This window comes from Paraburkholderia caffeinilytica, assembly GCF_003368325.1.
GTDB lineage: Bacteria > Pseudomonadota > Gammaproteobacteria > Burkholderiales > Burkholderiaceae > Paraburkholderia > Paraburkholderia caffeinilytica.
Genome location: NZ_CP031466.1, coordinates 1,187,178 through 1,211,818, shown reverse-complemented (window position 1 = coordinate 1,211,818; position 24,641 = coordinate 1,187,178). Strand labels below are relative to the sequence as shown.

Annotated in this window: 22 protein-coding genes; 6 read left to right on the top strand and 16 right to left on the bottom strand. The window is 61.7% G+C overall.

The window, feature by feature from the left end; translation table 11 throughout:
- Positions 1–3: 3 nt before the first annotated feature.
- The 4 genes from DSC91_RS05490 to DSC91_RS05475 form a co-directional block, all read right to left on the bottom strand.
- Positions 4–1,392, bottom strand: a complete 1,389-nt coding sequence (locus tag DSC91_RS05490) for a cytochrome ubiquinol oxidase subunit I (RefSeq protein ID WP_115777191.1) — start codon at positions 1,390–1,392, stop codon at positions 4–6.
- A gap of 128 nt (positions 1,393–1,520) precedes the next feature.
- Positions 1,521–3,797: an FdhF/YdeP family oxidoreductase gene (locus DSC91_RS05485; RefSeq protein WP_115777190.1), complete on the bottom strand. Its 2,277-nt coding sequence runs from the start codon at positions 3,795–3,797 to the stop codon at positions 1,521–1,523.
- A 253-nt stretch (positions 3,798–4,050) separates the two neighbouring features.
- Entirely contained in the window at positions 4,051–6,861 is a 2,811-nt protein-coding gene (locus DSC91_RS05480; protein ID WP_115777189.1) for an ATP-dependent Clp protease ATP-binding subunit, read from the bottom strand.
- Positions 6,862–7,315: 454 nt separating this feature from the next.
- A complete protein-coding gene (locus DSC91_RS05475) occupies positions 7,316–7,699 on the bottom strand; it encodes a TraR/DksA family transcriptional regulator (protein ID WP_115777188.1) in 384 nt (127 codons plus the stop codon).
- A gap of 260 nt (positions 7,700–7,959) precedes the next feature.
- Between DSC91_RS05475 and DSC91_RS05470 the strand changes: the two genes are divergently transcribed.
- On the top strand, positions 7,960–8,274 hold the full coding sequence (locus DSC91_RS05470) for a DUF6566 family protein (protein WP_115777187.1): 315 nt from the start codon (positions 7,960–7,962) through the stop codon (positions 8,272–8,274).
- A 110-nt stretch (positions 8,275–8,384) separates the two neighbouring features.
- Here DSC91_RS05470 and DSC91_RS05465 read toward each other — a convergent pair whose 3' ends face one another.
- From DSC91_RS05465 to DSC91_RS05435, 7 genes are all read right to left on the bottom strand, one after another.
- The gene (locus DSC91_RS05465) at positions 8,385–8,744 is read right to left on the bottom strand and encodes a host attachment protein (protein WP_229758233.1); all 360 of its coding nucleotides are present in this window, start codon (positions 8,742–8,744) and stop codon (positions 8,385–8,387) included.
- Positions 8,745–8,979: 235 nt separating this feature from the next.
- Complete coding sequence (gene rhaS, locus DSC91_RS05460; RefSeq protein WP_115777185.1) at positions 8,980–9,987, bottom strand: rhamnose ABC transporter substrate-binding protein; 1,008 nt, start codon at positions 9,985–9,987, stop codon at positions 8,980–8,982.
- Between the two features lie 101 nt (positions 9,988–10,088).
- Positions 10,089–11,105, bottom strand: a complete 1,017-nt coding sequence (locus tag DSC91_RS05455) for an ABC transporter permease (protein ID WP_115777184.1) — start codon at positions 11,103–11,105, stop codon at positions 10,089–10,091.
- Positions 11,098–12,156, bottom strand: coding sequence for an ABC transporter permease (locus tag DSC91_RS05450; protein WP_115777183.1), 1,059 nt, complete (start codon positions 12,154–12,156; stop codon positions 11,098–11,100). The genes DSC91_RS05455 and DSC91_RS05450 overlap by 8 nt, the downstream gene beginning before the upstream one ends.
- Complete coding sequence (locus DSC91_RS05445; protein WP_115777182.1) at positions 12,153–13,682, bottom strand: sugar ABC transporter ATP-binding protein; 1,530 nt, start codon at positions 13,680–13,682, stop codon at positions 12,153–12,155. Before DSC91_RS05445 ends, DSC91_RS05450 begins: the two co-directional genes overlap by 4 nt.
- A gap of 49 nt (positions 13,683–13,731) precedes the next feature.
- Positions 13,732–14,625, bottom strand: coding sequence for an amidohydrolase family protein (locus tag DSC91_RS05440; protein ID WP_115777181.1), 894 nt, complete (start codon positions 14,623–14,625; stop codon positions 13,732–13,734).
- Between the two features lie 51 nt (positions 14,626–14,676).
- A complete protein-coding gene (locus tag DSC91_RS05435) occupies positions 14,677–15,021 on the bottom strand; it encodes an L-rhamnose mutarotase (protein ID WP_115777180.1) in 345 nt (114 codons plus the stop codon).
- 130 nt (positions 15,022–15,151) lie between these two features.
- Between DSC91_RS05435 and DSC91_RS05430 the strand changes: the two genes are divergently transcribed.
- Positions 15,152–16,150, top strand: a complete 999-nt coding sequence (locus tag DSC91_RS05430; protein ID WP_115777179.1) for a LysR family transcriptional regulator — start codon at positions 15,152–15,154, stop codon at positions 16,148–16,150.
- Between the two features lie 29 nt (positions 16,151–16,179).
- Here DSC91_RS05430 and lra1 read toward each other — a convergent pair whose 3' ends face one another.
- From lra1 to DSC91_RS05415, 3 genes are all read right to left on the bottom strand, one after another.
- A complete protein-coding gene (gene lra1 / locus DSC91_RS05425; protein WP_115777178.1) occupies positions 16,180–16,962 on the bottom strand; it encodes an L-rhamnose 1-dehydrogenase Lra1 in 783 nt (260 codons plus the stop codon).
- A gap of 75 nt (positions 16,963–17,037) precedes the next feature.
- A complete protein-coding gene (rhmD, locus tag DSC91_RS05420; protein WP_115777177.1) occupies positions 17,038–18,216 on the bottom strand; it encodes an L-rhamnonate dehydratase in 1,179 nt (392 codons plus the stop codon).
- A 72-nt stretch (positions 18,217–18,288) separates the two neighbouring features.
- Positions 18,289–19,041, bottom strand: a complete 753-nt coding sequence (locus DSC91_RS05415) for an SDR family NAD(P)-dependent oxidoreductase (RefSeq protein ID WP_115777176.1) — start codon at positions 19,039–19,041, stop codon at positions 18,289–18,291.
- A gap of 342 nt (positions 19,042–19,383) precedes the next feature.
- Here DSC91_RS05415 and DSC91_RS05410 point away from each other — a divergent pair, with 342 nt between their 5' ends.
- Complete coding sequence (locus tag DSC91_RS05410; protein ID WP_162831341.1) at positions 19,384–20,334, top strand: alpha/beta hydrolase family protein; 951 nt, start codon at positions 19,384–19,386, stop codon at positions 20,332–20,334.
- A gap of 184 nt (positions 20,335–20,518) precedes the next feature.
- A complete protein-coding gene (locus DSC91_RS05405; protein WP_115777174.1) occupies positions 20,519–21,427 on the top strand; it encodes an SDR family oxidoreductase in 909 nt (302 codons plus the stop codon).
- Between the two features lie 256 nt (positions 21,428–21,683).
- Here the strand turns inward: DSC91_RS05405 and DSC91_RS05400 are convergent, their stop codons facing one another.
- Positions 21,684–21,992, bottom strand: a complete 309-nt coding sequence (locus DSC91_RS05400) for a hypothetical protein (RefSeq protein WP_115777173.1) — start codon at positions 21,990–21,992, stop codon at positions 21,684–21,686.
- Positions 21,993–22,766: 774 nt separating this feature from the next.
- Here DSC91_RS05400 and DSC91_RS05395 point away from each other — a divergent pair.
- Both DSC91_RS05395 and DSC91_RS05390 read left to right on the top strand, forming a co-directional pair.
- Entirely contained in the window at positions 22,767–23,093 is a 327-nt protein-coding gene (locus DSC91_RS05395) for an H-NS family nucleoid-associated regulatory protein (protein ID WP_115777172.1), read from the top strand.
- 250 nt (positions 23,094–23,343) lie between these two features.
- On the top strand, positions 23,344–23,898 hold the full coding sequence (locus DSC91_RS05390) for a fasciclin domain-containing protein (RefSeq protein ID WP_115777171.1): 555 nt from the start codon (positions 23,344–23,346) through the stop codon (positions 23,896–23,898).
- A gap of 134 nt (positions 23,899–24,032) precedes the next feature.
- Here DSC91_RS05390 and DSC91_RS05385 read toward each other — a convergent pair whose 3' ends face one another.
- Positions 24,033–24,551 carry an arsenate reductase/protein-tyrosine-phosphatase family protein gene (locus DSC91_RS05385; RefSeq protein ID WP_115779703.1) on the bottom strand — a complete coding sequence of 173 codons (519 nt, stop codon included), beginning with the start codon at positions 24,549–24,551 and terminating at the stop codon, positions 24,033–24,035.
- Positions 24,552–24,641: the final 90 nt, after the last annotated feature.

The following is a 24,641-nucleotide window of genomic DNA, read 5'->3' as shown; positions in this document are numbered from 1 at the left end:
GTGTCACTCTCCTTCCAGCGCGTCCAACGGGCGATTACGCAAGACCGGATGCCGGCGGGATTCGCGGCGCTCGGCGTGCTCCTCAGGCCCGCGCTTCATCATCTTCATCATGTAGTAGAACCCCATGCCGAACACGACGAAATACACCAGTACGAAGATCAGCAAGGAAACGCCGACTTGCTGGGAACTGACCGGCGAGACGGAGTCCGCTGTCCGCAGGACACCGTAGACCGTCCACGGTTGACGGCCGACCTCGGTCGTTATCCACCCCGCCAGTAGCGCCACGATGCCGGAAGGGCCCATGCACAGGACGAAGCCCTGATACCAGCGTGTCTCGTAGAGTCGGCCGCGCAGTCTGAGCAGCAAGCCGAGCAGCGCCGTCAACAGCATCAGCATGCCGAGACCCGCCATGACCCGGAAGGTCCAGAACACGATCGGCGAGTACGGACGGTCCTGTGGCGGGAATTCTTTCAGGCCGCGAATCTCGCCGCCCCAGCTGTGAGTCAGGATCAGGCTGCCCAGATGCGGTATCTGGATCGCGTATCGCGTCACTTCCGCATCCATGTCGGGCAGGCCGACCAGGTTGAGCGCGGTGCCGCCGTGTTCGGTTTCCCACAGGCCTTCGATTGCCGCGATCTTGGCCGGCTGGTATTGGCGCGTGTTGAGGCCGTGCGCGTCGCCAACGAAAATCTGCACCGGCGTCAGGAAAAGCAGGATCCACAGCGCCATCGAAAAACTGCGCTTGACGGGTTTGTCGCGCCGGCCCTGCAACAGATGCCACGCACCACAAGCAGCAACGATGAAACCCGCGACGATGAACGCGGCAATGGTCATATGCGCGAGGCGATACGGAAACGACGGATTGAAGATCACCTTCATCCAGTCGACCGGTACGATGCGGCCATGCTCGATGACGAAGCCTTGCGGCGTCTGCATGAAGCTATTCGACGCGAGAATCCAGAATGTGGAAATGAGCGTGCCCACCGCAACCATGAGCGTGGCGAAGAAGTGCGCGCGTGGACTGACACGTTGCCAGCCAAACAGCATGACGCCGAGAAAGCCGGCCTCCAGAAAGAACGCCGTCAGCACTTCGTAGGTCAGGAGCGGCCCCGTGACGTTGCCGGCCACGCTGGAAAATCCACTCCAGTTGGTGCCGAACTCGTAGGCCATCACCACGCCCGAGACCACGCCCATTCCAAAGCCGACTGCAAAGATCTTCGACCAGAACTGGAACATGTCCTTGTAGGCAACGTCGCCGGTGAGCAGCCAGCGCCATTCCAGCACGGCGAGGAAACTCGCCATGCCGATGCTGATCGCGGGAAAAATAATATGAAACGACACCGTGAACGCAAACTGCAGCCTGGCAAGGTGGAATGCATCGAAGATTTCCATGATCGGTCAATGGCTCCAGGTGATAACGGCGTTTGCGTAAGAACGGCGTTCACGCGTGGCATCTCGCGGGCCGATCAACTATACGCGCAAGTCCGGCTGATCGCTCCATAAGCTCGGTCGAGTCGAGTCTATGCCGACCGCACGACATGAACAGGAACGGACTTGTACGAAGGCGTGCCGCTCTCCTTGTCGATGAAGTCGAGCGGCACCAGCACGTTGGCTTCCGGATAATAGGCCGCCACCGAACCCGGCGCGATGTTGTAAGCGATGGCAGTGACCTTCCTCAGGCTACGCTGCCTGCCCGCTGAAATCGTTTCAATGTCGACCAGATCGCCGTGCTCGAGTCCACGCGCGGCAAGATCGTCCTCGTTCATGAACAGCACGTCGCGCCGGCCGAACACGCCCCGGTAACGATCGTCCATCGCGTAGATGGTGGTGTTGTACTGGTCGTGGCTGCGGATCGTGATGAGACGCAGCACATTTTCGGCGCCGAGAACGTCCGCATCTTCCCTCACGCCGCCGTACACCGAGAACATCGCCTTGCCTGACGGCGTGGGCCACACGCGTTCGGTCGGAGGAAGCGGCATGCGGAATCCGCCCGGCACTCTGATTCGTGCATTGAACGCCTCGAATCCCGGCACGGTTTGCTCGATCAGGTCCCGGATCCTGTCGTAGTCGGCAACCAGTTCCGACCATGCCACCTTGCTGTTCGGCAAGGCGGCCCTGGCAATGCCGGCGACGATCGCCGGTTCGGACAGCAGATGCCCGGACGCCGGCGTCAGCTTGCCCGACGAAGCGTGGACCATCGACATGGAATCCTCGACCGTAATGGATTGCCGGCCGGTCGCCTGGATATCGAGTTCCGTGCGCCCCACAACAGGCAGCACATACGTTTCCTTTGCCACCAGCAGATGCGAACGATTGAGCTTGGTGCCGAGGTGGACGCTCAGATCGAGCTTGCCCATTGCCGGGAAGGACTGCTCCGAATCGGGTAACGCAACGGCAAAGTTTCCACCCAGACAGATCAGGGCCTTGGCCGTGCCGGCGATCATCGCCTGCATGGCCTGGACCGCATCGTGCCCGTGCGCCGCGGGCGGCTTGAAGCCGAATACCTCCTCGATACGCTGGAGGAAGGCGGCGGACGGCTTTTCGGTGATGCCGACCGTGCGGTTCCCCTGCACGTTGGAATGGCCGCGCAAAGGACAGATGCCCGCGCCGGGCTTGCCGATATTGCCGCGCAATAACAACAGGTCAGCAATCAGACGGACATTGGCCGTGCCCTTGTTATGCTGGGTAATGCCCATGCCATACGTGACAATCGTCGCATTCGACTTTGCATAGGCAATCGCCACTTCTTCGAGATCTTCACGGGTGAGTCCGCTGGCCTTTTCGATGTCGTCCCACGACGTTGCTTCCAGATCGGCCGCAAACGCGTCGAAACCCTCGGTATGCGTTGCGATGAACGCGTGGTCGAGGACCGTGTTGCCCTGCTCCGCGTCCATCTGCAGGAGCGACTTCATGATGCCTTTCAGGGCAGCCGCGTCTCCGCCGGCGTCGAGCTGGAAATAGGTGGACGCAATTCGTGTCGACGCGAACGTCGCCATTTCGATCACGCTCTGCGGATCGGCGAAGCGCTCGAGCGCCCGCTCGCGCAGCGGATTGAACACGATGATCGGGACATTGCGCCGCGAGCATTCGTGGAGCGTCCCCATCATGCGCGGGTGATTCGTGCCGGGATTGTGGCCGATCGAGAGGATGAGCTCGGTCTTGTCGAAATCCTCCAGCGATACCGTGCCTTTGCCGATTCCGATCGACTGCGGCAACCCAACGCTGGTCGGCTCGTGGCACATGTTCGAGCAATCCGGGAAATTGTTGGTGCCGTATTCTCGCGCGAGCAACTGAAAGAGGTAGGCAGCCTCGTTCGACGCTCTGCCCGAGGTGTAGAACTCGGCTTCGTCGGGCGAGGACAATCCGCGCAGCACTTCACCGATGCGAGCGAATGCGTCCTCCCATTCGACCGCCCGGAATTTGTCCGTTGCGCGGTCGTAGACGAGGGGATGCGTCAGTCGGCCGAGGTCCTCCAGTTCGAAATCCGTTCGTTGCAGCAACGACGACACCGTGTTGTTCTCGAAAAATTCCGGCGTCACCCGCTTGGTCGTCGCTTCCCACGTGACCGCTTTGGCGCCGTTCTCGCAGAACTGGAAGGTGGATTTGTGTTCCTTGTCCGGCCACGCGCAACCCGGACAATCGAAGCCGTCGGGCTGATTGGTCCGCATCAGCGTGATCGGCGCCTCGATGTTTTCCATCTGGGTTCGGACGGCTTGAGCTGTCGCCCGGAGCGCCCCCCATCCTCCGGCGGGTGCGTCGTACGGTCGGATTCCAGGAACTTCGCGTCGTGTGGTCATTTTGAAACTCCATGGCCTTCATTAGGATGCCTGACATCAATCCGGATTGAACTTACGCCGCGTCCCGGCATGAAGCGCGGATACGGCTTTAGTCTAGTTGGGTTGATGCATGGCGAAAGAGTACAGATCGGCCAGTGGCGGACGTGCACAGTACACACGGTGCACGTCCACCCACATGGCCCGTATCGCTCACGCCGGGAGCCCGCGCATCGTCGGCGATGACGCAGCGGCGTCTCCCAGCGGGTTGCCCACGTCATGCCTTCGAGTGGGCGCTTTCAGTTGGCTCGGGGCTGCCGGCCTCTTTGGACAGCTTCTTCTTCGCACGGCCGTTGCTACCCTTCGCGGCCGTCGCCTTCGGCGCGAAAGCAGATGCAGAAGCAGGCGGCGCCTCGCTCTTGCTGAACTTCACTTCGCCGCTTTCCTTGTCGTAACTGACCTCGACGCTGTCGCCCGACTTCAGGGCGTCGCTGAGAATCTCCTTCGCAAGCCGCGTTTCCAGTTCCTGGCGAATCTGCCGCTTCAACTCGCGCGCCCCGAACTCCGGCCGATAGCCGGCATCGGCGAGGCGATCGATAACCGACCCATCTATCCTGAGGGTAATGTCCTGCGCGGCGGCGGTGCGCACGACCCGGTCGACCTGGATCTGCACGATCGAGCGGATGTTGTCGCGCGAGAGTCCGTGGAAGACGATGATCTCGTCGATCCGGTTCAGGAATTCAGGACGGAAGTGACCCTTGAGCACGCCCATCAACGCCTCGCGAATCGCTTTCTCAGCCAGGCGATCCGCCTCGGGCTTTTCGAGGTTGTCCATGATGATCGACGCGCCGAGGTTGCTCGTCGCAATGATGATCGTGTTGCTGAAGTCGACCACGCGGCCCTTGCCGTCGGTCAGCCGCCCGTCGTCGAACACCTGCAGCAGCACGTTGTTCACGTCGGGGTGGGCCTTCTCGATCTCATCGAGCAGGATCACGCTGTAGGGGCGCCGCCGGACGCGCTCGGTCAGTTGCCCGCCCTCGTCGTAACCGACGTAGCCCGGAGGCGCGCCGATCAGCCGTGCGACCGCGTGACGCTCCATGTACTCGGACATGTCGATGCGGATCACCGCCGACTCGTCGCCGAACACCGTTTCCGCCAGCGCCTTCGCGAGCTCGGTCTTGCCGACGCCCGTGGGCCCGAGGAACAGGAAGGTCGCGATCGGCCGGTTCGCCTGGCCGAGTCCGGCACGCGACAGACGCACGGCATCGCTCACGGCGGTCACTGCGTCGTCCTGGCCGACCACGCGTTCGCGCAGCTTCTTCTCCATATCCAGCAGCTTCTGGCGCTCTTCCTGCGTGAGCTCCGTGACCGGAATGCCGGTAAGACGCGACACCACTTCGGCGATCGACTGCACGGTCACTTCGAGCGTCTCCGAGCCGGTCTTGCGCTGCCATGCCTCCATCTGCTCGTCGAGTTTCGCCTGCTTCTCACCAATACGTGCCTCGAAAGCTTTCGCCTCATCGAAGCGCTTGCGCGACGATGCATAATCCTGCTCGCGCTTGAGCTGGGCGATTTCCGCTTCGAGTTCCTGGATGGCCGCGGGACGCGAGGTCGCGCCGATGCGCACGCGCGCCGCCGCCTGGTCGATCAGGTCGATGGCCTTGTCGGGCAAGAAGCGCGACGTGATGTAGCGATCCGACAGTTCGGCGGCGGCAACGAACGCATCGTCGGCGAAGGTCACCTGGTGGTGCGCCTCGAGCTTGTCGCGAAGGCCGCGCAGGATGACGATGGTCTGCTCGACTGTCGGTTCCGGCACCAACACCGGCTGGAAGCGCCGCTCGAGCGCCGCATCCTTTTCGATGTACTTCTGATATTCGTTGAGCGTCGTCGCGCCGATCAGGCTAAGCTCGCCGCGCGCAAGCGCGGGCTTGAGCACGTTCGCGATATCGAGGCCGCCTTCTCCCCCGCCTTGCCCCGCGCCCACGATCGTGTGCAGTTCGTCGATGAGCAGAATCAGTTCGTCCTGCTTCGCCGTGACCTCGTCGATCAGCTGCTTGGCGCGTTCCTCGAATTCGCCGCGATACTTCGCGCCCGCCACCATCGAATTGATGTTGACCTCGACGAGCCGCTTGCCGCGCAGCACTTCAGGCACGTCGCCGTTAACGATGCGCTGCGCCAGCCCTTCGACGATCGCCGTCTTGCCGACACCCGGCTCGCCGATCAGCACGGGGTTGTTCTTCTTGCGCCGCGCGAGCACCTCGATCGTGCTTTCGATTTCCTGCGCGCGTCCGAGTACCGGGTCGAGCTTGCCCTGACGCGCCATGGCCGTGAGATCGCGCCCGAACTTGTCGAGCGTGGGCGTGCCGGTCGGCGTATCGACGCGGCCGTCCTCCGCCCCTTTACCCACGACCTTCACGACTTTCTGCCGCAACGCCTCCGGCGTCACGCCATATTTCCTCAGCAGCGTGCCCGCGATACTGTCCGGCACGGCTGCAAGCCCGATGAGCAGGTGTTCCGGGCCGACGTACGAGTGCCCCAGATCGCGCGACGCCTGAAACGCATACTGGAACGCCTTTTTCAGACGAGGCGACACGGTCATCTTCTCGATCGGCGAGCCAGGATCGCCGCGTCCCTTTTGCGCATGCTGATCGATGTATCCCTTGATGTCCTGCGGCGAGAGCTTGAGCTCCTTGAGCAACGCCGCGCACACGTCGGTGTCGGCGAGCACGTACAGCAGGTGCTCGGTATCGAGTTCATTGCGGCCCAGCTCGTGTGCCTTCTCCGCGGCGCGCTGCAGTAATTCGAGCGTCTGCTCGCTGAAAGCATCGGTGGCATCGACCGATTCGCGCGGCACCTCGGCGGCGAGCCCAATGTCGTCGTCCTCGGCCCCCTGCTCCATGCCGCCGAAGAAGCGCGACAGGCCGCCACCGCCCAGCAGCGAATCGAACGGGTTGAGCATGCTTTGGTGCCGCATCAGTTGACGGTAGTCGTAGTCGCAGATCGATAAGGATTTCCGCTCCCCATTTTGCACAACGGTTACACGGGCAACAGCGGGACGGGCGTTACAGATTTCGCAGAGGGCTGGCATCGAGAGTCACCTTTTCGGTTAAGGCATCCGGCTATTTAAAAAGGCTATGGGACGCGTTCATGTGAGTGGCGAAGTCTCGGCTGGCTTCGCCAACATGTCTCCTGGCGTCGCTCTTCACGGTTGGCTGGTTTGACTCAATAACGGGGGACCCGTGATAGCGATGACTCATCGAGCGCGGTGGATGCGTCGGCGCGGAGCAACTGTTCGTGCTCAACGAGCGCTGTCTGAACAATACGGATGGGTTACGACGTCGATATCGACATGATTAGCATAACGAATCCCTGAATCCGCCCTTGGATTCTATGAGGGGCGTGTGGATAAGGGAATATTGCTTTTTCCGATGATAGGCATCGGCGCAATCCGCCAAAGGCGCCTCATGGAACGGGATTCCGCTGCCTGAAATTGACGGTCGGGAGGCGCTGCGTTTGGGATTGCTGGGCGACAGTTACCGCATCTAAGATCTGCCAGCCTCGCGACGGCTCTGCTCTTCGACGGTCAGGATCGCCTCGGGGGCAACTTCCAGCCGGGCCTTCGGTATCGGCTCGCCGCTCGCGTCGGAGAAACCGTAGGTACCCTCGTCGATCTTCCGCAGCGCGCGCTCGATATCCTTGATGCGCTGGTCGAATACGTCGTGCAGCGCCTGGTTGACCTCATTCTGCGCCATGCCCTGCGCCTCGTCCTCGAGCTCTTCCGCCTCGTCGCCATGCTGCTCATCGGCCGTCCGCTCGTCCGCGATCGTCTTCTCCTCTCCGCCCAACAGTTCCTGCCGTAATGCGAGGAGGCGCTTGCGCTGCTGCGCGATGAACTCGTCACTCAATGTACCCTGCTGCTTCGACATGGTGCTCTCCCTCGCCCGATATCCTGCGACAGCGCGCTTTCAGCGAGCCTAAGGCAAGGATAGTACGCATTTGTGGAAATCGAATTCCTGCTGCATGGCAACACCTCATGCCCGATACGGATAATCAACTATCGTCAACGTTGTCCGCATAGTGGTCGATAGCCGGACTGCCATAGTTGCGGCATGATGACACTTGGAGAGACGTTCGCGCGCCGCGTTGCGGGCGTCTATCCATCATGAACGCTGCAAAGGAGGGAGCAATGCCGACACGCACTGTTTCTTACGGCGAATTCGAGATCGCCGTGCGCCCCGAGCGCAACAAACTCGGCGCCTGGATCGCAAATGTGAGCGTGAGTCGCGGCACCCGAACAGTCGTCGATATTCGCCCCATGACCGTTCAACCCGAGTGGCTAACCGAAGAAGAAGCGATAAGAGACGGGGTCGAATGGGGACGCCTGTTCATCGACCGCGAGTTCAACACGCCGCAGTCTCGCTCGTGGGTTGCCGAGCGGTCTCATGCGGAAATCTGGTTCCGTGATGCCGAGGAATCCGGTCGCCCGGAAACTCGCGGCTGAACAACACACAAACCCGCCCTGGCCACGATCCGTGGCCAAGGCGGCTTCGCCGAGCGAATAGTGATGGTGAGTCAGGGCGGTGACTCAGTGTGGTGAGTCAGGGCAGCAGTTCAGTGCCGCCGCAGGCGCGCCTCGATTTCCCGGGCATTGAGCGTCGACCAATCCTCGCTGGTTTGCTCGAATATCAATCGACGGGTTTCCTCGCTGAGATCCGCTTTGACCATGCCGAGAAATTTTGGCTCGATGGCAAGTCTTAGCCGATTGTAGAGTTGATGGAGCCGGCCTGCCTCCAGATGCTGGGCCACGCGCTTTGCGAATTTCTCGCGGCCCTTTTCGGTCAGCATCGTGCCGGTATATTCGGTGTTGATAAGACTGTCTTTTTCTAGCAAGTCGATCGTGAGCCCCGGCGTCTGGAAAACACGTGCACGGCCTCCGTCTGCCACAACAAGCCACGTCATTCCGATCATCATGCACCTCCAAGCAGGGATTTGTTTGCGTGTACGGCATCCGTTCCGACTGCTCGCCTTCGTTCTCGCCGAAAACGGCGACCGTCAACTGCCGACGTCAATGACCGTCCGCTGTCCGGACGGCGCTCACTCACGATAGCCGTTCGGACTCGCCACGCCCACGGTCGATTTACCGATTCATAGTATAGGTCGTAAAGCTCGCGCCGTACGCCGTGCCTGGCGGCATGCGGCTCCCTGGCTAGAAATTGAAGCTGTCGATATTGCTCGCGTCGAACGTGGTCGGCGGTCCGAGAATGATTTCGCCTTGCGGGCCGATCGTGCGCTTGCCGAGCTTGCCGGCATCGAACGATTCGCCTTCCTTGCCGGCAATCGTTCCCGAAGAAAGCGCCGCTGCCGCATAGGCCGCCAGATAGCCGAGCTGATTCGGGTCCCACAACTGGAACGCCTTGACGGTCCCGTTCTTCACGAACGCACGCATCTGATTCGGCGTGCCCAAGCCGGTCACCTGCACCTTGCCCTTGCTCGACGACGAAGATATATAACGCGCCGCCGCTGCAATGCCCACTGTCGTCGGCGCCACGATCGCCTTCAGATTCGGATACGCCTGCAGCAAACCCTGCGTCTCGACGAATGACTTCTGGTCGTCATCGTTGCCGTACGCGATTTTCACGAGCTTGATTTTCGAGTACTCGGGCTTTTTCAACTCCTCCTGCATCCACTTGATCCACGTATTCTGATTCGTCGCGTTAGGTGTGGCCGACAGCACGGCGAACTCGCCCTCGCCGCCCATCAGTTTCGCGACCAGCTGGATCTGTCCCCGCCCGATGCCCTCGGCGTTCGCCTGGTTGACGAAAAGCTGACGGCCTTCAGGCGCCGTGTCGGAATCGAAAGTCACGACCTTGATGCCTTGCGACATCGCTTTCTTCAGATAGGGCACGACCGCGTTCGCGTCATTGGCCGCGATCACGATCGCGTCCTGCCGCTGCGTGATCAGCGTGTTGATGTATTGCACTTGCGACGATGCGCCCGCATCCGACGGCCCCACCACCTTGCCCACACCGCTGAACTCCTTGATCGCGGCCAGGCCGCCGTCGTCGGCAATCACTTCATAGGGGTTGTTGATCTGCTTCGGCACGAAGGCAATCTTCAGACCGCTTTTCAGTCCCGCCGCGGACGCGGCGCAACTGATCGCGACTAAGGCAATGCAGAGTGCAGTCTTGCCGGTCTGGCCTAGAGGATTGAACATGAGGTGTCTCCTGACTTGTTGTTGGACGACATGCTGTCCGGGTTGTCGGTATTGGGTGTTGGATATTGGGTATTTCTTGTCGAGCCGGTTTTAAGGGAACGTTATAAAGAAGAAGCGGACTTCGCGATGAAACGCCGGTCGCGCGCCGCACGCCAGCGCGCGACCAGATTGGGAATCAGCACCGATGCCAGCAGCAGCACGCCGGTGACAATCGTCAACGTCTCGCTCGACACATCGTCGAGCGTCAGCGCGTTTTTCAGCACGCCGATAATCAGCAGCGAAAGCAGAACGCCAAACATCGAACCGCGTCCGCCGAAAATACTCACACCGCCGAACAGCACCGCCGCGATCACGGACAATTCGAAGCCTTCGCCGTTGTCGCCGCGCGCGCTGGTGAACCGCAGCGTGTAGACAACGCCCGCCAGCGCGCTCATCGCGCCGGACAGCACGAATAACCGCAGCCTGATCTTCGCGACTTCGATACCGGAGAAAGCCGCCGCCGTCGGATTCGCACCGATTGCATAGAGACTGCGGCCGAATGCGGTGGACTGCAGCAGCACGGTAAACAGCACCGCGCCGACGATCACGATCGCAAAAGGCAAGGGAATGAAGGTCGCGCCGACCGTGTCCATGCCGAAGGCGGTGTACCCCGCCGGAAAATCCGCGACTGCCTGGTCGCCGAGCAGCACATAGGCGAGGCCACGAAACAGCGCCAGCGTGCCGATCGTGACCGCGAGCGAAGGCAGATTGAGCTTGACGATCACGAGGCCGTTCAGCAGCCCCGCCAGCGCACCGGCGATCAACACCAGCACGATCACGACCGGCATCGGCAGGCCCATGTGCCACAGCACGCCCATCAGCGCGCTGGACGCCCCCAACACCGATGCCACCGACAGGTCGATTTCCGCGGCGACGATGATCAGTGTCATGGGCAGTGCCATCAGCGCGATCTCGGTCAGATCGGCGAGGATGTTGCTGACATTCGCACCAGTGAGAAACACCGGCGACAACAAGCGCCCGAGCGCGAGCGACAGAGCCAGCACGACGACCAGCAACACTTCCCATTGCAGCGGCGTTTCGCGTTTGCGCGTGAGCAGCGCGGAATCGGGTTTAGCCATGATCGCGTTTCCTCATCATGCGTTTGGCGACGGAGCGGGCCAGCAAGGTGTCGGCGGTAATCGCGGCGACGATCAGCGCGCCCTGAATCGCCTGCTCCCAGAACGGCGAGACGTGCAACACGACCAGCGCGATACTGATCACGCCCAGCACGAGCGCGCCGAGCGTGGCGCCGAGGATGGTGCCCACACCGCCGGTGATCGCCACGCTGCCCACCACGGCGGCGGCAACGACCTGCAATTCGATGCCCTTCGCGGTGCTGGCATCGACCGTCCCGAAGCGCGCCAGCCACAATGCGCCCGCGAAACCGGCAATCGCACCGGACAGCAGAAAACCCGCCATCACGCGACGTTCGACGTTCACGCCGGCCAGCCGCGCCGCCTCCGGATTCGAGCCGATCGCATAGTGCTCGCGCCCGCCGCGAAACTGCTTCAGATAGACAGCCAGACCGGCCAGCGCGACGATCGCGATCAGCGCGAGCGTCGGTATGCCGAAGAACGTGCCGGTGGCAAGGCGGGAAAACGCATCGGGCAAACTGGTTGCGTTGATCTGGCCGCCGTGCACCCACGCGTAATCCGCGCCGCGAAAAATGTAGAGCGTGGAGAGTGTCGCCACCAGCGACGGCACGCGCCCCACGGCCACGAGCAACGCATTGATGCTGCCCGCAACCAGACCGATCGCCAGACCGGCCAGCAGCGCCACGATCACCGGCATATGCGGAAACGCAACGTACAGACTGCCGACCGCATACGCGCTGATGCCGACGGTCGACCCCACCGACAGATCGATATGCCGCATCAGGATCACCACGGTCATGCCGGCTGTCAGCAAGCTGATGATCGACACATTGAGCAGCACGTCACGCAGATTCTGCAGATTCAGAAACTGCGGTTTCGCGAGCCCCGTGCCCACGATCAGCAGAAGCAGCACGACAAAGAGGGTCGTCTCGCGGCTCTTGGCAATGCCCGCGACAAAGCCGCCCGGTGCGCTGCCTGCGCGCTTGGGGACCGACGCCTGAACCGGCGCGGGATGGGTCGAAGAATGGCGCATCATGCGGCGTTCCCCAACGGTGGAATCGGTTGGCCGAGCGCGGCGCCCATGATGCGCTCTTCGTCGGCTTCGGCGCGCGCTATGTCCGCGCTGATACGTCCCTCGTGCATGACCAGTACCCGATCGGCCATGCCAAGCACTTCCGGCAGTTCGCTCGAAATCATCAGCACGGCCATGCCGTCGCGCACCAGCTCCGCCAGCGCGCCATAGACCTCGGCCTTCGCGCCGACGTCGATGCCGCGCGTGGGTTCGTCGATGATCAGGACCTTTGGATTGGTGGCGAGCCACTTGCCCAGCACGACCTTCTGCTGATTGCCGCCGGAAAGCGTGCCGACCGGCGCATTCGGGTCGCCCGCCTTGAGGCGCAGACGCGTGCCCCACTGATTGGCGAGCTGCGTTTCGCTTCGCGTGGAGATCAGGCCATGTTTGACCAGGCGCCCGAGCACCGTCATCGCGGCATTGCGCGCGATGCTCAACTCCAGTGCCAGCCCTTGCTGGCGGCGGTCCTCCGGCACCAGCGCGAGACCCGCGCGCACCGCGGCGGCCGGACTGCCGGCGGCGAGCCGCTTGCCGCCAATCGAAATCTCCCCCGAGTCGAGCGGGTCGATGCCGAAAATCGCGCGTGCGACCTCGCTGCGGCCCGCGCCGACGAGCCCCGCCAGCGCGACGATCTCGCCGGCGCGGACGTCGAAGGAAATGTCCTTGAAAACGCCCACGCGCGTGAGTCCTCGCACTGACAGGCGCACTTCGCCCGGTGGCCGGTCGGCCTTGGGATAGAACGTTTCCAGATCGCGGCCCACCATCTTCGCGACGACGGATTCGGTGGTGAGATCGGCGGTGAGCCCATCGAAAACTTTTGCGCCGTCGCGCATGATCGTCACGCGCTGCGTCAATGTGAACACTTCGTCGAGACGGTGCGTGATGAACAGAATCGCCACATCGCGTTCGCGCAGCTTGCGCACGATCGCAAAGAGCCGCTCCACCTCGGGCAGCGACAAGGCGGCGGTCGGCTCGTCCATGATCAGCACGTTCGCGTTCAACGACAGCGCCTTCGCAATTTCGATCACCTGCTGATCGGCAATCGACAGACCGCGCACCAGTCGATCGGCGCGCAGATCCACCCCGAGCGAGGCCAGCAAACCGTCCACCTCGCGGCGCATGGCGTCGTACTGAATACGGCCGATCCGGTCGACCGGCTGCCGTCCCATGAAGATGTTCTCCGCGATCGAAAGATCGAAGAACAGCGTCGGCTCCTGATAGATCACCGCCAGGCCCGCGTCGCGCGCTTCGGCCGGCGTTGCGAAGCGGCGCGCCACGCCATCGACCAGCAGCTCGCCGGTATCCGGCTGATGCACGCCCGCGAGGATCTTCACGACCGTCGATTTGCCCGCGCCGTTTTCGCCGAGCAACGCATGCACTTCGCCCGGCCACAACGCGAGATCGCCGTCGGACAATGCACGGACCCGGCCGAATGACTTGCTCGCGTGCCGCAGTTCGAGCCTGGGCACAGCGGATGGGGATTGCTGCACTACGTGTCTCCTTCTTTTTTGCTGTCGGGAATGCCTCAGGTGCGAGATGTCAGATGCGATAGAAGCGCTCCGCGTTACGGCAGAACAGCGCTTCTTTTTCAGCATCGCTCGCGCCGTCGACGATCGACGCATACGCGCGCCACAAATCCTGGTAAGAGCCGAACAACCGATCCACCGGAAAGTTCGACGCGAACATCGCGCGTTCGACGCCAAACGTATCGATCGTCTCAAGCACATACGGCCGCAGGCTTTCGACCGTCCACCGATGATCGAACATGGCGAGTCCGCTGATCTTCACCGCGACGTTCCTGCAACCGGCGAGCATTCGCATGCCGTCACGCCACGCGCGATATCCGGCAACGCTGCTGCGGTCCACGAACATACCCGCATGGTTGACGATGAAAATCGTATCGCCGTGCGCGCGCGCCAACGCAGCCGCCTCCTCCATCTGCGACGGATACAGTTGCAGATCGAACGACATGTCGTAACGCCGCAGCAATGCAAAATGTTCGCGCCACCGTGGCTCGCGCATGAAATGACGGCCCACGTAATCGAACAACGTGTTCTCGTGCACGTTCAGGATCTGCCTGATGCCACGCGTATTGGCAAACGACGCATGCGCCTCGAGCAGTTCCGGTGCGTTCGCCGCGGAGAGGTCCACGCCCGCGACAATCGCATTCGGCATGCCGCGCGACGCCGGACGATCCGCAATGGATTGCAACCAGCGGGTTTCCTCGACCGGATCGGCGGGGTCGTGATTCGCTTCCACGTGCACCAGTTTCAGCACGTCGATATCGCCCGCCTCGCCGAGCAGATCGTCGAGCAGATAGTCGTGCTTCAAATCGCGCGCGTCGCCCACGAACGACACGCCCGGGTTCTCCAGCCACGGATAGCGATGCGTCTTCAGATCCCACAGATGGATATGCGAATCGACAACCTGCATGCGACACCCTCCGCCCATTGGGCAAGCACAGTCAGCAACGTCAGAGCAACATCAGCCGCTCAATGAACCAGGCGAATTCAGATGACTCAGATGAAAGAGCGGCTCCAGCGGTTGCTGAAGCGGCGTATGGTCAGGGGCCGTCTGCATGATGTCGGCCATGTACACCCACCATTTGCGCATCACGTCGAGTTGCGGCAGCGCGTTCATCGTGTGATTCGTGGTCCGCGTCAGAATGGCGAAAAGGTGATGCGATTCGGCGTCGAAGTAGATTCGGTAGTCACGCACGCCGGCGTTGTGCAATGCATCAACCAGCTCGGGCCAGATTTGCGCATGACGTCGTTCGTATTCCTCGCGCATGCCGGGGTTGAGCACCATCCGGAAAGCGATTGTTTCCATTGCGGCCTGTCTCCCGTCGTATCGGAGCGCTTTCCAGAGAAGCGTCTGATACGACTATAATTCCTGCGTCGATAGCATCTCAATCCGTTGTTGGGATTGGGCGATCCACAAACCGAATCGCACTGGAACCATGAGCCAACATTCAGCTGCCGTCGCACTCGTCAACCGGCTCAAGTTCAAACACCTCGCATTGCTCGTCGCGCTCGACGACGCGCGCAATCTCCATCAAGCCGCCGAAGCGATCAACGTCGCGCAACCCAGCGCGAGCCGCATGCTAGGCGACATCGAGGAAGCGTTCGGCTTCCTGCTGTTCGAGCGCAACGCACGCGGCATGACGCCGACGCCGCTCGGCGTGGTCACGCTGGCGTATGCGCGGCGCGCACTCGCCGAGTTGACCCGTTTTGCCGAAGACCTCGACGTCAAACGCCGCGGCGGCCATGGACAGTTGACCGTCGGCGCCATCATGGGCGCCGCCCCCGATCTGCTGGCCATGGCGGTCGCCGCCCTGAAAACCGAAAGCCCTCTGCTGAACGTGCGCATTCTTGGCGAAACCAGCGACCAGGTCGTGCAATTGCTGCATCGCCGCGAGATCGATCTCGCGCTGGGACGACTGACCAGTCCGTTGCAACACAACGATTTCAGTTTCGAGCCGCTCGCACGCGAAACGTTGCTGCTGGTGGTGCGTTCGGTGCATCCGCTGGCGCAGCGCGAGCGCATCACGTTGTGGGAGCTGATCGGCTGGCCGTGGGTGGCGCAGCCGGTTACCAGTCCGGCGCGCGTGCTGTTCGAAGAGGAACTCGCGCGTGCGGGTCTCGCGACGCCGGTCAACCTGACCGAATGCGCGTCGATCTTCGCCACGCTGCAATTGCTCGAGAATTACGACGCCGTGGCCATGCTGCCCGAGTCGGTGGTACGCGATCATGTGCGCGGCAAGCTGCTGGTCGCGCTGCCGCTCGAAATCGGCAAGAGCCTCGCCGGCTTTGGCATTCTCACGCGCAAGGAAGAAGCCCTCGCCGAACCCGCGCTGCGTTTTATCGATTTGCTGCGCGGCTTCTCGCGCAAGCTCGCACGCGACGATTCCGCCTCGATGGCGACAGTGCCTGTGATCGTATCCGCGCCGGTTAGTTGATGGCACCATCGTGACGTAGGCATCGCGCGTTACTGCAAGTTGACGAACAGGCCGCCGTCCACCAGCAGCGCGGCGCCTGTTACATACCGCGCGCGATCGGAGGCAAGGAATACCACACCGTCGGCAACGTCTTCGGGGCGGCCCAGCCTGCCCAACGGAATGCGCTTTTCGAAGTAGGCCTTTTTCGCTTCGTCGGCGAGATCTTCGGCGTTGAGGTCGGTCGCGATCGTGCCGGGCATCACCGAATTGCAGCGAATGCCGTACGGCCCCAACGCCACCGCGCATGACTGCATCAGCGAATGCACACCGGCTTTGGTCGGCGTGTAGTGGGTTTGCATGCCGCCGCCCACCAGGGCGCTGATCGAGCTCGTCGCCACGATCGCGCCACCCGTGCCCTGCGCTTTCATCTGCTGCGCGGCGGCCTGCGTGACATAGAACGCGCCGTTCAGATTGACGGCCACCGTCGACTCCAGTACGTCGGGCGGCATGTCGAGAAACGCGTGAAACGGGCAGATGCCGGCATTGCTCGCGAGCACGTCGACTTTACCGAAGGCTTCGACGGCGTGGCGAACGAGGTCCTGGCCAGTCTCTCGCGCGGCGACGTTGCCCTCGATCGCGATCACGCGCCGCCCCAGCGCCTCGATCTCGGCGACCACTTCCGCGACGGCCGAACGGCGCCCATACGATGCGTCGTTGTCGCCCCAGTAGTTGATCGCCACGTCCGCGCCTTCGGTTGCGCACGCAACGGCTATCGCACGGCCGATGCCACGCGAGCCGCCGGTCACGATCACGACCTTGTCCTTGAGCAGCACGTCATTCTCCTGTTGGCTGGATCGATACGATGTGTTGCGGCTCGAGTCCGCCCTTACCTGACCTTCAAAGCGTATTCAGCGCGGATAAGGCCGCACCAGCGCGCATTCCGGATTGAGCCGCACACCGAAGCCCGGCGTGTCCGGCACTTTCATCCGTCCATTCACGGGAACCGGTTCATCGAGCAGCAGTGGCGTGAACATCGGCACGACTTCATCCGCCTTTGGCGCCATCATCAGAAACTCGGCGAACGGCGAGTTGTGCCGTGTGACGACGAAGTGGTAGCTATACACCGACGAACCGTGCGGCACCACCAACACATTGTGGGCGTCGGCGAGCGCGGAGATCTTGATGAGTTCGGTGATGCCGCCGCACCAGCCCACATCCGGCTGAATCAGATCGCAGCACTGCATCTCCAGCAGCATGCGAAAACCCCAGCGCGTCGCTTCATGCTCGCCGGTCGACACCATCATGCCGCGCGGCACGTTACGGCGCAGTTCGGCGTAACCCCAGTAGTCGTCCGGCGGCAGGCACTCTTCGACCCACTTCAGACCGTATTCGTGCGCCGCCTGCGCGAGCCGAGTTGCATACGGTACGTCGAGACTCATCCAGCAGTCATACATCAGCCAGAAGTCGTCGCCAACACGGCTACGCATCTCGGCGAGCTTCTCCAGATTTTTCCTGAGACCCGCTTCGCCTTCAGCGGGACCATGCTGCAACGGCAATTTGCCGCCGATAAATCCCATGTCCTTCGCGAGATCCGGACGCGCGCCAGTTGCATAGAACACGAGTTCGTCACGCACCGGGCCGCCCAATAGCTGGTACACCGGCTCCTTGCGGACTTTCGCGAGCAAATCCCATAGGGCGAGATCGACGCCCGAGATCGTATTCAGCACCACGCCTTTGCGACCGTAGTACAGCGTCGAGAAATACATCTGATCCCACATCTTCTCGATGTCGGTAACGAGCTGACCTTCGAGAAAGCGTGCGAGATGTTTCTCGACGATGAACGCGCCGATCTCGCCACCCGTCGTCACCGCGAAACCGACCGTGCCGTCGCTCGCTTCGATCTCCACGACCAACGTGCCGAGCACATTGATACCGAACGACTGGCGGCTCTGGCGATACTCCGGATAACGCGCCATCGGCGTGGCAATGTGATCGTCGATCCAGTGTCCGCCGGGTTGATCGTGATAGTCCGCACCGCCGCCGCGGACGATGAAGGCACGCACGTGCCGGATAGTAGGCATGGCCATGAAAAGGGCTCCGTTATGGGTGCATCGAGCGTGCAGCCAGAAATGCGCCTGGCGGGCGCGGTGCGTGGCGACTCAGTAGGTGGCGCGGCCGCCGGACAGATCGAATACTGAACCGGTGCTGAACGCGCAGTCTTCGGAGGAGAGCCAGAGAATCAGCGACGCCGCTTCTTCCGGCAACAGGAACCGGTTCATTGGAATCTTCGAGAGCATGTAGTCGATATGCTGCTGCGACATCGAATCGAAAATCTCCGTTTTGGCCGCTGCGGGCGTGACCGCATTGACGAGGATGTTCTTCGTCGCAAGTTCTTTGCCGAGGGATTTGGTCAAGCCGATAAGCCCGGCTTTGGAGGCGCTGTAGTGCGAGGCGTTCGGGTTGCCCTCCTTGCCCGCCACCGACGCGATATTGACGATCCGGCCATAGCCCCGCTCGAGCATGTGCGGCACGACCGCGCGGCAGGTGAGATACGGGCCGATCAGATTCACGTCGATCACGCGGCGCCAGACTTCGGGGTCCAGTTCCCACGTCGTGCCGTTGCCGCCGGTGATGCCGGCGCAGTTGATCAGCACGTCGATCGCGCCATGGGCGGCGACCGTTTGCGCCACCGCCTGAGCCACTGAGGCTTCCTGGGTGAGTTCGACCGTAACGGCCGTTACCTTGCCCAGTTCGCTGAGTTCGCGCTCGCTGCGCGCGAGGCGCTCGGCATCGATGTCCCATAGCGCGACCGACGCGCCCGAGTTCAACGCCCGTTGAGCCACGGCGTAGCCAATGCCGCGCGCACCGCCGGTAATGGCGACAACGCGCCCCTCCAGATCGATTCGATTCATCGCTGTGCTCCTGTGGCAGGCCGAAGCGGCTTGCCTTTCAGTTGTTGTATTTCTGCTGTCCGTGCTTTCGTTCAGCAAATATACGAGCGGTGCGATGCGCTAACAATCCGTGTATTGGAGGGGTCGATAACAAAAGCGGATCGGCATGCGTGACGCTCGATCGGTTAGCCGGCTGTGGGACTGCGCGATAGACCGGCCTTCAGTCGCTCGACCTCTGTGCCGATATGTTCAATGTGACAAAATGCGCAACCCGTGCCGGTACCGGGCCGGGAGCAGGAGCCGATCGCGCATGGCAGTCGCAGCATCCTCAAGCAACGCCGGCAACCGTCCCTCAAGGGCAATATGAACAACAAGAAATTGCGCAGTATTGGAATGTTTGTCTGCTCGGCGATTCTCGCGTTGTGGCGTTGTCCGGCAACCGCGGCGGAGTCAGACGCCGTAGCGACTGACTTGCATGAGACCGTCGTGGCGGTGCCGATGACGGAGAAAGGATTCTTCGGTACCAGCCAGCGTGACATCGTCGCGACGACCTACATGCCTGATGGCGCCGGCCCGTTTCCCCTCATCGTCCTCAGTCACGGCAACCCACCCAACGCGCATGACCGGGTAAAGGTCGGCCGTTATCGCAAGCTGACGCAGATTCGCGAGTTTGTACGGCTGGGTTTCGCCGTTATCGTTCCGATCCGGCGGGGATATGGTGCGACCGGCGGTGCGTTCGCCGAAGACACGGGCTCATGCAAACGACCTGACTTCGTGGCCGCGGGTAGTGCGGCCGCCGAGGACCTGCTCGCGACGATCGCCTTCGCGGACAAGCTTCCGCAAATCGACAAGGACCGTGTGATCCTGGTGGGTCAATCCGCTGGCGGATTCGCGTCGCTTGCGGCCGCCAGCTACGCTCCCAAGGGCGTCATCGCTGTCGTCAATTTCTCGGGCGGACGTGGCGGACGTCCCGCCACAAACCCGGGCGACCCTTGCGCGCCTGAACGAATGTCCGAAGCGATAGGCCACTTCGCGTCTACCACTCACATTCCGGTCCTTTGGCACTACGTCCAGAACGATATGTATTTTTCCCCGGATGTCGTTCGAACGTGGTTCAGCGCTTTTCAGGCTGCGGGTGGTCAGGGACAACTGGTTATTGAACAGCCGTTTGGACGAGACGGACACGGAATGTTCGCCGTCGACAGTGCAATTCCAATCTGGGAGCCAGGTTTCCAGACTTTTACATCCTCGGTCCTGTATCCAGCGAACGGTGTGAACGAAGGTGCGCAGGGCTCCCCTGCCGTTGCCCGTTAGGCGGACACTGAATGCCATGCTCGGCGGCAAATGGAAGAAAGTAGGCAAGAACCCGCCCTTGAAGTTCGGCGTGACACGCCAGTTCGCGCAGTGGTCCTGCGACCCCCGAGTCACCGCGTCTGCCTCCCCATGCACGCCGATGACTGCGGAAGCGTATGCTTCTTCAAATCATCGGGAGACGACCATGAGCCTTGCTGGCAAGACACTTTTCATGTCCGGTGGCAGTCGCGGCATCGGACTTGCGATTGCACTTAGAGCCGCACGCGACGGCGCAAATGTCGTGATTGCCGCAAAGACGGCCGACCCGGACCCGCGTCTCGAGGGGACGATTTATACGGCGGCTGCCGCTGTTGAAGCTGCGGGTGGCAAAGCGCTCCCGCTCGTCGTGGATATTCGCGACGAAGAGCGTGTGAAAGCGGCCGTTGCCGAGACTGTTGACCGGTTTGGCGGCATCGATATTCTGGTGAACAATGCCAGCGCCATTCGACTGACTGGCACGCTCGACACACCCGTCAAGCGGTATGACCTGATGCACGGGGTCAACGGCAGAGGCACGTTCGTGTGCGCGCAGGCGTGCCTGCCGCACCTCCTCAACTCGCCGAACCCGCACATCCTCACGCTGTCGCCGCCATTGGTCCAGGACGCAAAATGGTTCAGCGACTTTCCGGCATACGCCATTGCAAAATACACGATGAGCCTGTTCACCCTTGCGCTAGCCGGCGAGTTTAAAGAGCGCGGTATCGCCGTCAATTCACTATGGCCTCGAACGGCTATCGCGACCGACGCCGTGCGAAACGAGATTGGCGGTAAGGAAATGATTGCAGCGTGCCGCACGCCCGAGATCGTCGCCGACGCGGCCCACCATATCCTGACGCGCCCTGCCAAAACGTGTTCGGGAAACTTCTTCCTCGACGACGAAGTTCTGCTGGCAGCCGGTGTGCGCGACTTTGCACAGTACGACGTGCAGGCCGGGGCTGCCTTGCAGGCGGACTTCTTCGTGGAGGCCTTGCCGGGCATGTTACCGGCGGACAATATGACGAAGCATGCATCCCGCTCCGCTGAAAGTCAGGATGTGCGGAAACGGACGCACTGACGCCGGACCAATCAAATCGCGGACCGCAAATCATGAATGAAAAACAGGCGGTATTGGCCTGCTCATGATTGCGATCGGGAAATGCAGCGGGTGAAAACCTGAATGGAATACGCCTTAACGTCGGATTAAGTCTCCGGCTGGCGGCCCCGTAAAATTGCAGTCGGGCGTGTGGGTATTTCAATCGGGGGGCAGCGGCGCGGCTGGAGTTCGAGGCGGTGAGTTCTGCTCCCCCACCGCCTGCTGAACCGCGGGTCGGCTATTGGCCAAAATAGATTCTGCATTGCACGCCGGCGGCGCACGGCCGCTCCTGTCGGCCTCCCGCATCCGTCGCGCCTGCCGTCACCCCGCCATAGGAAACGTTCTGCATCGGTTGCCCAGCCGGCATCGCGGTCCGCACGCTGTCACCAAACGACATGTCGGTGGTGTCCTGCACTGATTCGTTTGCGTTCTGCATGAGCGTCCGGCCCGACACGGCGCTCCCCTGCTGGCTGTCCAGTGCGCCGGCCGTGCTCGGCGCCAGAATCAGAGCGGCGCTTGCCAACGCCGTCAATAAACGTAGTTTCATGTCCAGACTCCTCGAATCCGGCGCAGCAGCGCTCATCTCCTTCAAAAAGAAGTAATCCGCGAAAAAACGTCGTGTCATCAAATCGAACTGACGGACGGGCGAATGCCTATGCGGGACTGCTGCGGCGAGTCACCGAACTAAACGAGTAAATAGTTGCCAGCCCTGAAACCGATGTCGGGCGCGCATGGGCGGCTTGCCGGAACCGGTCGCCACCAGGCTGGAAACGCAGATTGTTGCTCTGCTGTTTCGTTATAGGTCGGACGCTCAGGATTTCAATCCCGGCAGTGCGGGCGGCGTGAGCGGAGCCGGTCGCCGCCCGATCCGGACCATGCGGCAACAAAATCACCCGGGCCGGTGCGTGCGTTGCCCGAACAGTGCGCTATGATGCTGACATAACGCACAAAAATCGGCCCCGCGCGAGAAACCGGCGAGAGACGGAGCGTGGTGGACATGAGACCGACTGTTCGCAATCATTGCATTGTCATCACCGTTTTTTCCATTGCGGCCGTAGGGCTTATCCAGCCGTACCTGCCGCGCGGCGGAGCGCTTGAATATTCACTGATTGGCACAGTCAGCCTTATGAGCGGCCTTGTTGGGCATGTGCTGTACTGCAATAGTTGGGGCGACGTTTTTTTGACGCTGTCACTGGAATTTCCTTCGATCAATAACCCTACCGCGAGCGGGCCCCATCGACATGGGTTCAATGCTTTCGCGGCTTCCCCTTGCAATCTGTAATTGACAGAACGCCGGACGCTTTAGAAGGACGAATATCTTATGGACGAAAGGAAGCGAGATAGCATGATTGCGTATCTCCGCCACCGCATGGAAGAGTTTGGTATCAAACCAGAAGACCTCGCCGCCGCGCTGGCGGCCGAACCGAAGGGGCAAAAGGCTGAACGCTACCGCAGCGCAACGGGAGATAGCTGGGATGGCCAGGGTGAAATGCCCCAATGGCTTAAACAGGCAATTAGCGCAGGGCAATCAATCGACCACTTCGAATTATCGGCCACGCCGGCACCCGCCCCGCAGCCGAGAAAACAGGTGGATTGGTTAAACGACCCGTTCGCGGGAAGTCCGCTTGCGCGCTCGAACAACCGCTAAACCGTCTGATTGCCGAACTGCCAGCGTAAAGACATAAACCCAGCCATAAGCCCAGGCATAGCCCCGAGGCTTCACTCCGTACTTTTCTGGTGGCAACAACCGTTTCGACACGTTCGTCGATGCGGGCCCGCACGCGCCGCTCACGCTGGCGAAGGGCACTCGTGCGCCAACGGTTTGCATCCGGACGCCTGAACTCACCGTATATCCGGTCAAGCAACGCAATCACGCGTTGTGTTTGTGGAGACCGGTCATGAAAGGGAAATTGTTTTTTGCCGCCGCGGCTTTGTCGATTGCCGCCTCCTGCGCATTCGCTGCAGGTGAAACGGTCGTCGTCGGCGGACAGGCGATGTACCCCAGCAAGGACATCGTCGACAACGCGGTCAATTCCGCGGATCACACCACGCTCGTCGCCGCGGTCAAAGCGGCGGGCCTCGTCGATACGCTCAAGGGTGCGGGCCCGTTCACCGTTTTCGCGCCGACCAACGAAGCGTTTGCGGCATTGCCGGCCGGCACGGTCGACACGCTCGTCAAGCCTGAAAACAAGGCGACGCTCACCAGCATCCTCACCTATCACGTGCTCCCGGGCCGTTACGACTTCAACAAACTGGACTCGGCGATCAAGGCCGGTGGCGGCAAGGCGTCAATCAGGACCGTCAACGGCGCGATGCTCACCTTCACGGAAAACGGACCGCGCAATATCGTCGTCGCCGACGCGGCGGGCCACACCGCTGACATCTCCACCTACGACGTCTACCAAAGCAACGGCGTGATCATGGTGGTCGACAAGGTGCTGATGCCGAAATAGCGGGCACCGACCTGAATGCCTGATGCACCCGATGCCGTCCAACGGCGCAATGAAGCCCCCGAAAGCCGCGCAGTGAATCGCCCCCCGCATCGCGCGTCAGGCGTCGCTCAGCCGGTTGATGCGCCGGGGGTCATTCACACGTTGCACTGTATGGCAGGGATCGTTTCGCTCATCGATGCGCACGATGCGTCGCCGGTGCGAGCCGGCGGCGCCGCGTACTGCGGCAATTCGATAAACATGCTCACCTGCCGGACGATTTGCCAGAACACCTTTTCAAACAAACGCACTCGCTCCGGCTCGAGCATGCCGTCTGCGAGCGGATCGGCAAAGATCCAGCGACACAACGAAGGTTCTCCGGGAAAGCGCGGCGCATGATGCCCGGCGACGCACTCGTCCATCGCGATGACGAGATCCATGCGCGGCGCCCATTCGCCGGTGAATTCCAGCCAGCTTTTCGGACTGAGCACGCCCAGATCCGAGATACCGGGTTGCAGTTGCGCGATCGCAATGGGATGGACGCGCGTGGCCGGCTCCGGCCCCGCGCTGAACGCTTCGAACCGGTGTCCAGCCAGTTCGCGCAGTAAAGCTTCGGCAATGATGCTGCGTGCTGAATTCTCGCGACAGAGAAACAGCACCTTGTATTTTCTGGTCACGCTCACCCCGTGTTTTTATCGCTTTCTATGCTATCTGCAATTTTGCCGGCCCAGTCTTGCGCCTTGGTGACACTACGATGACGTAATTTG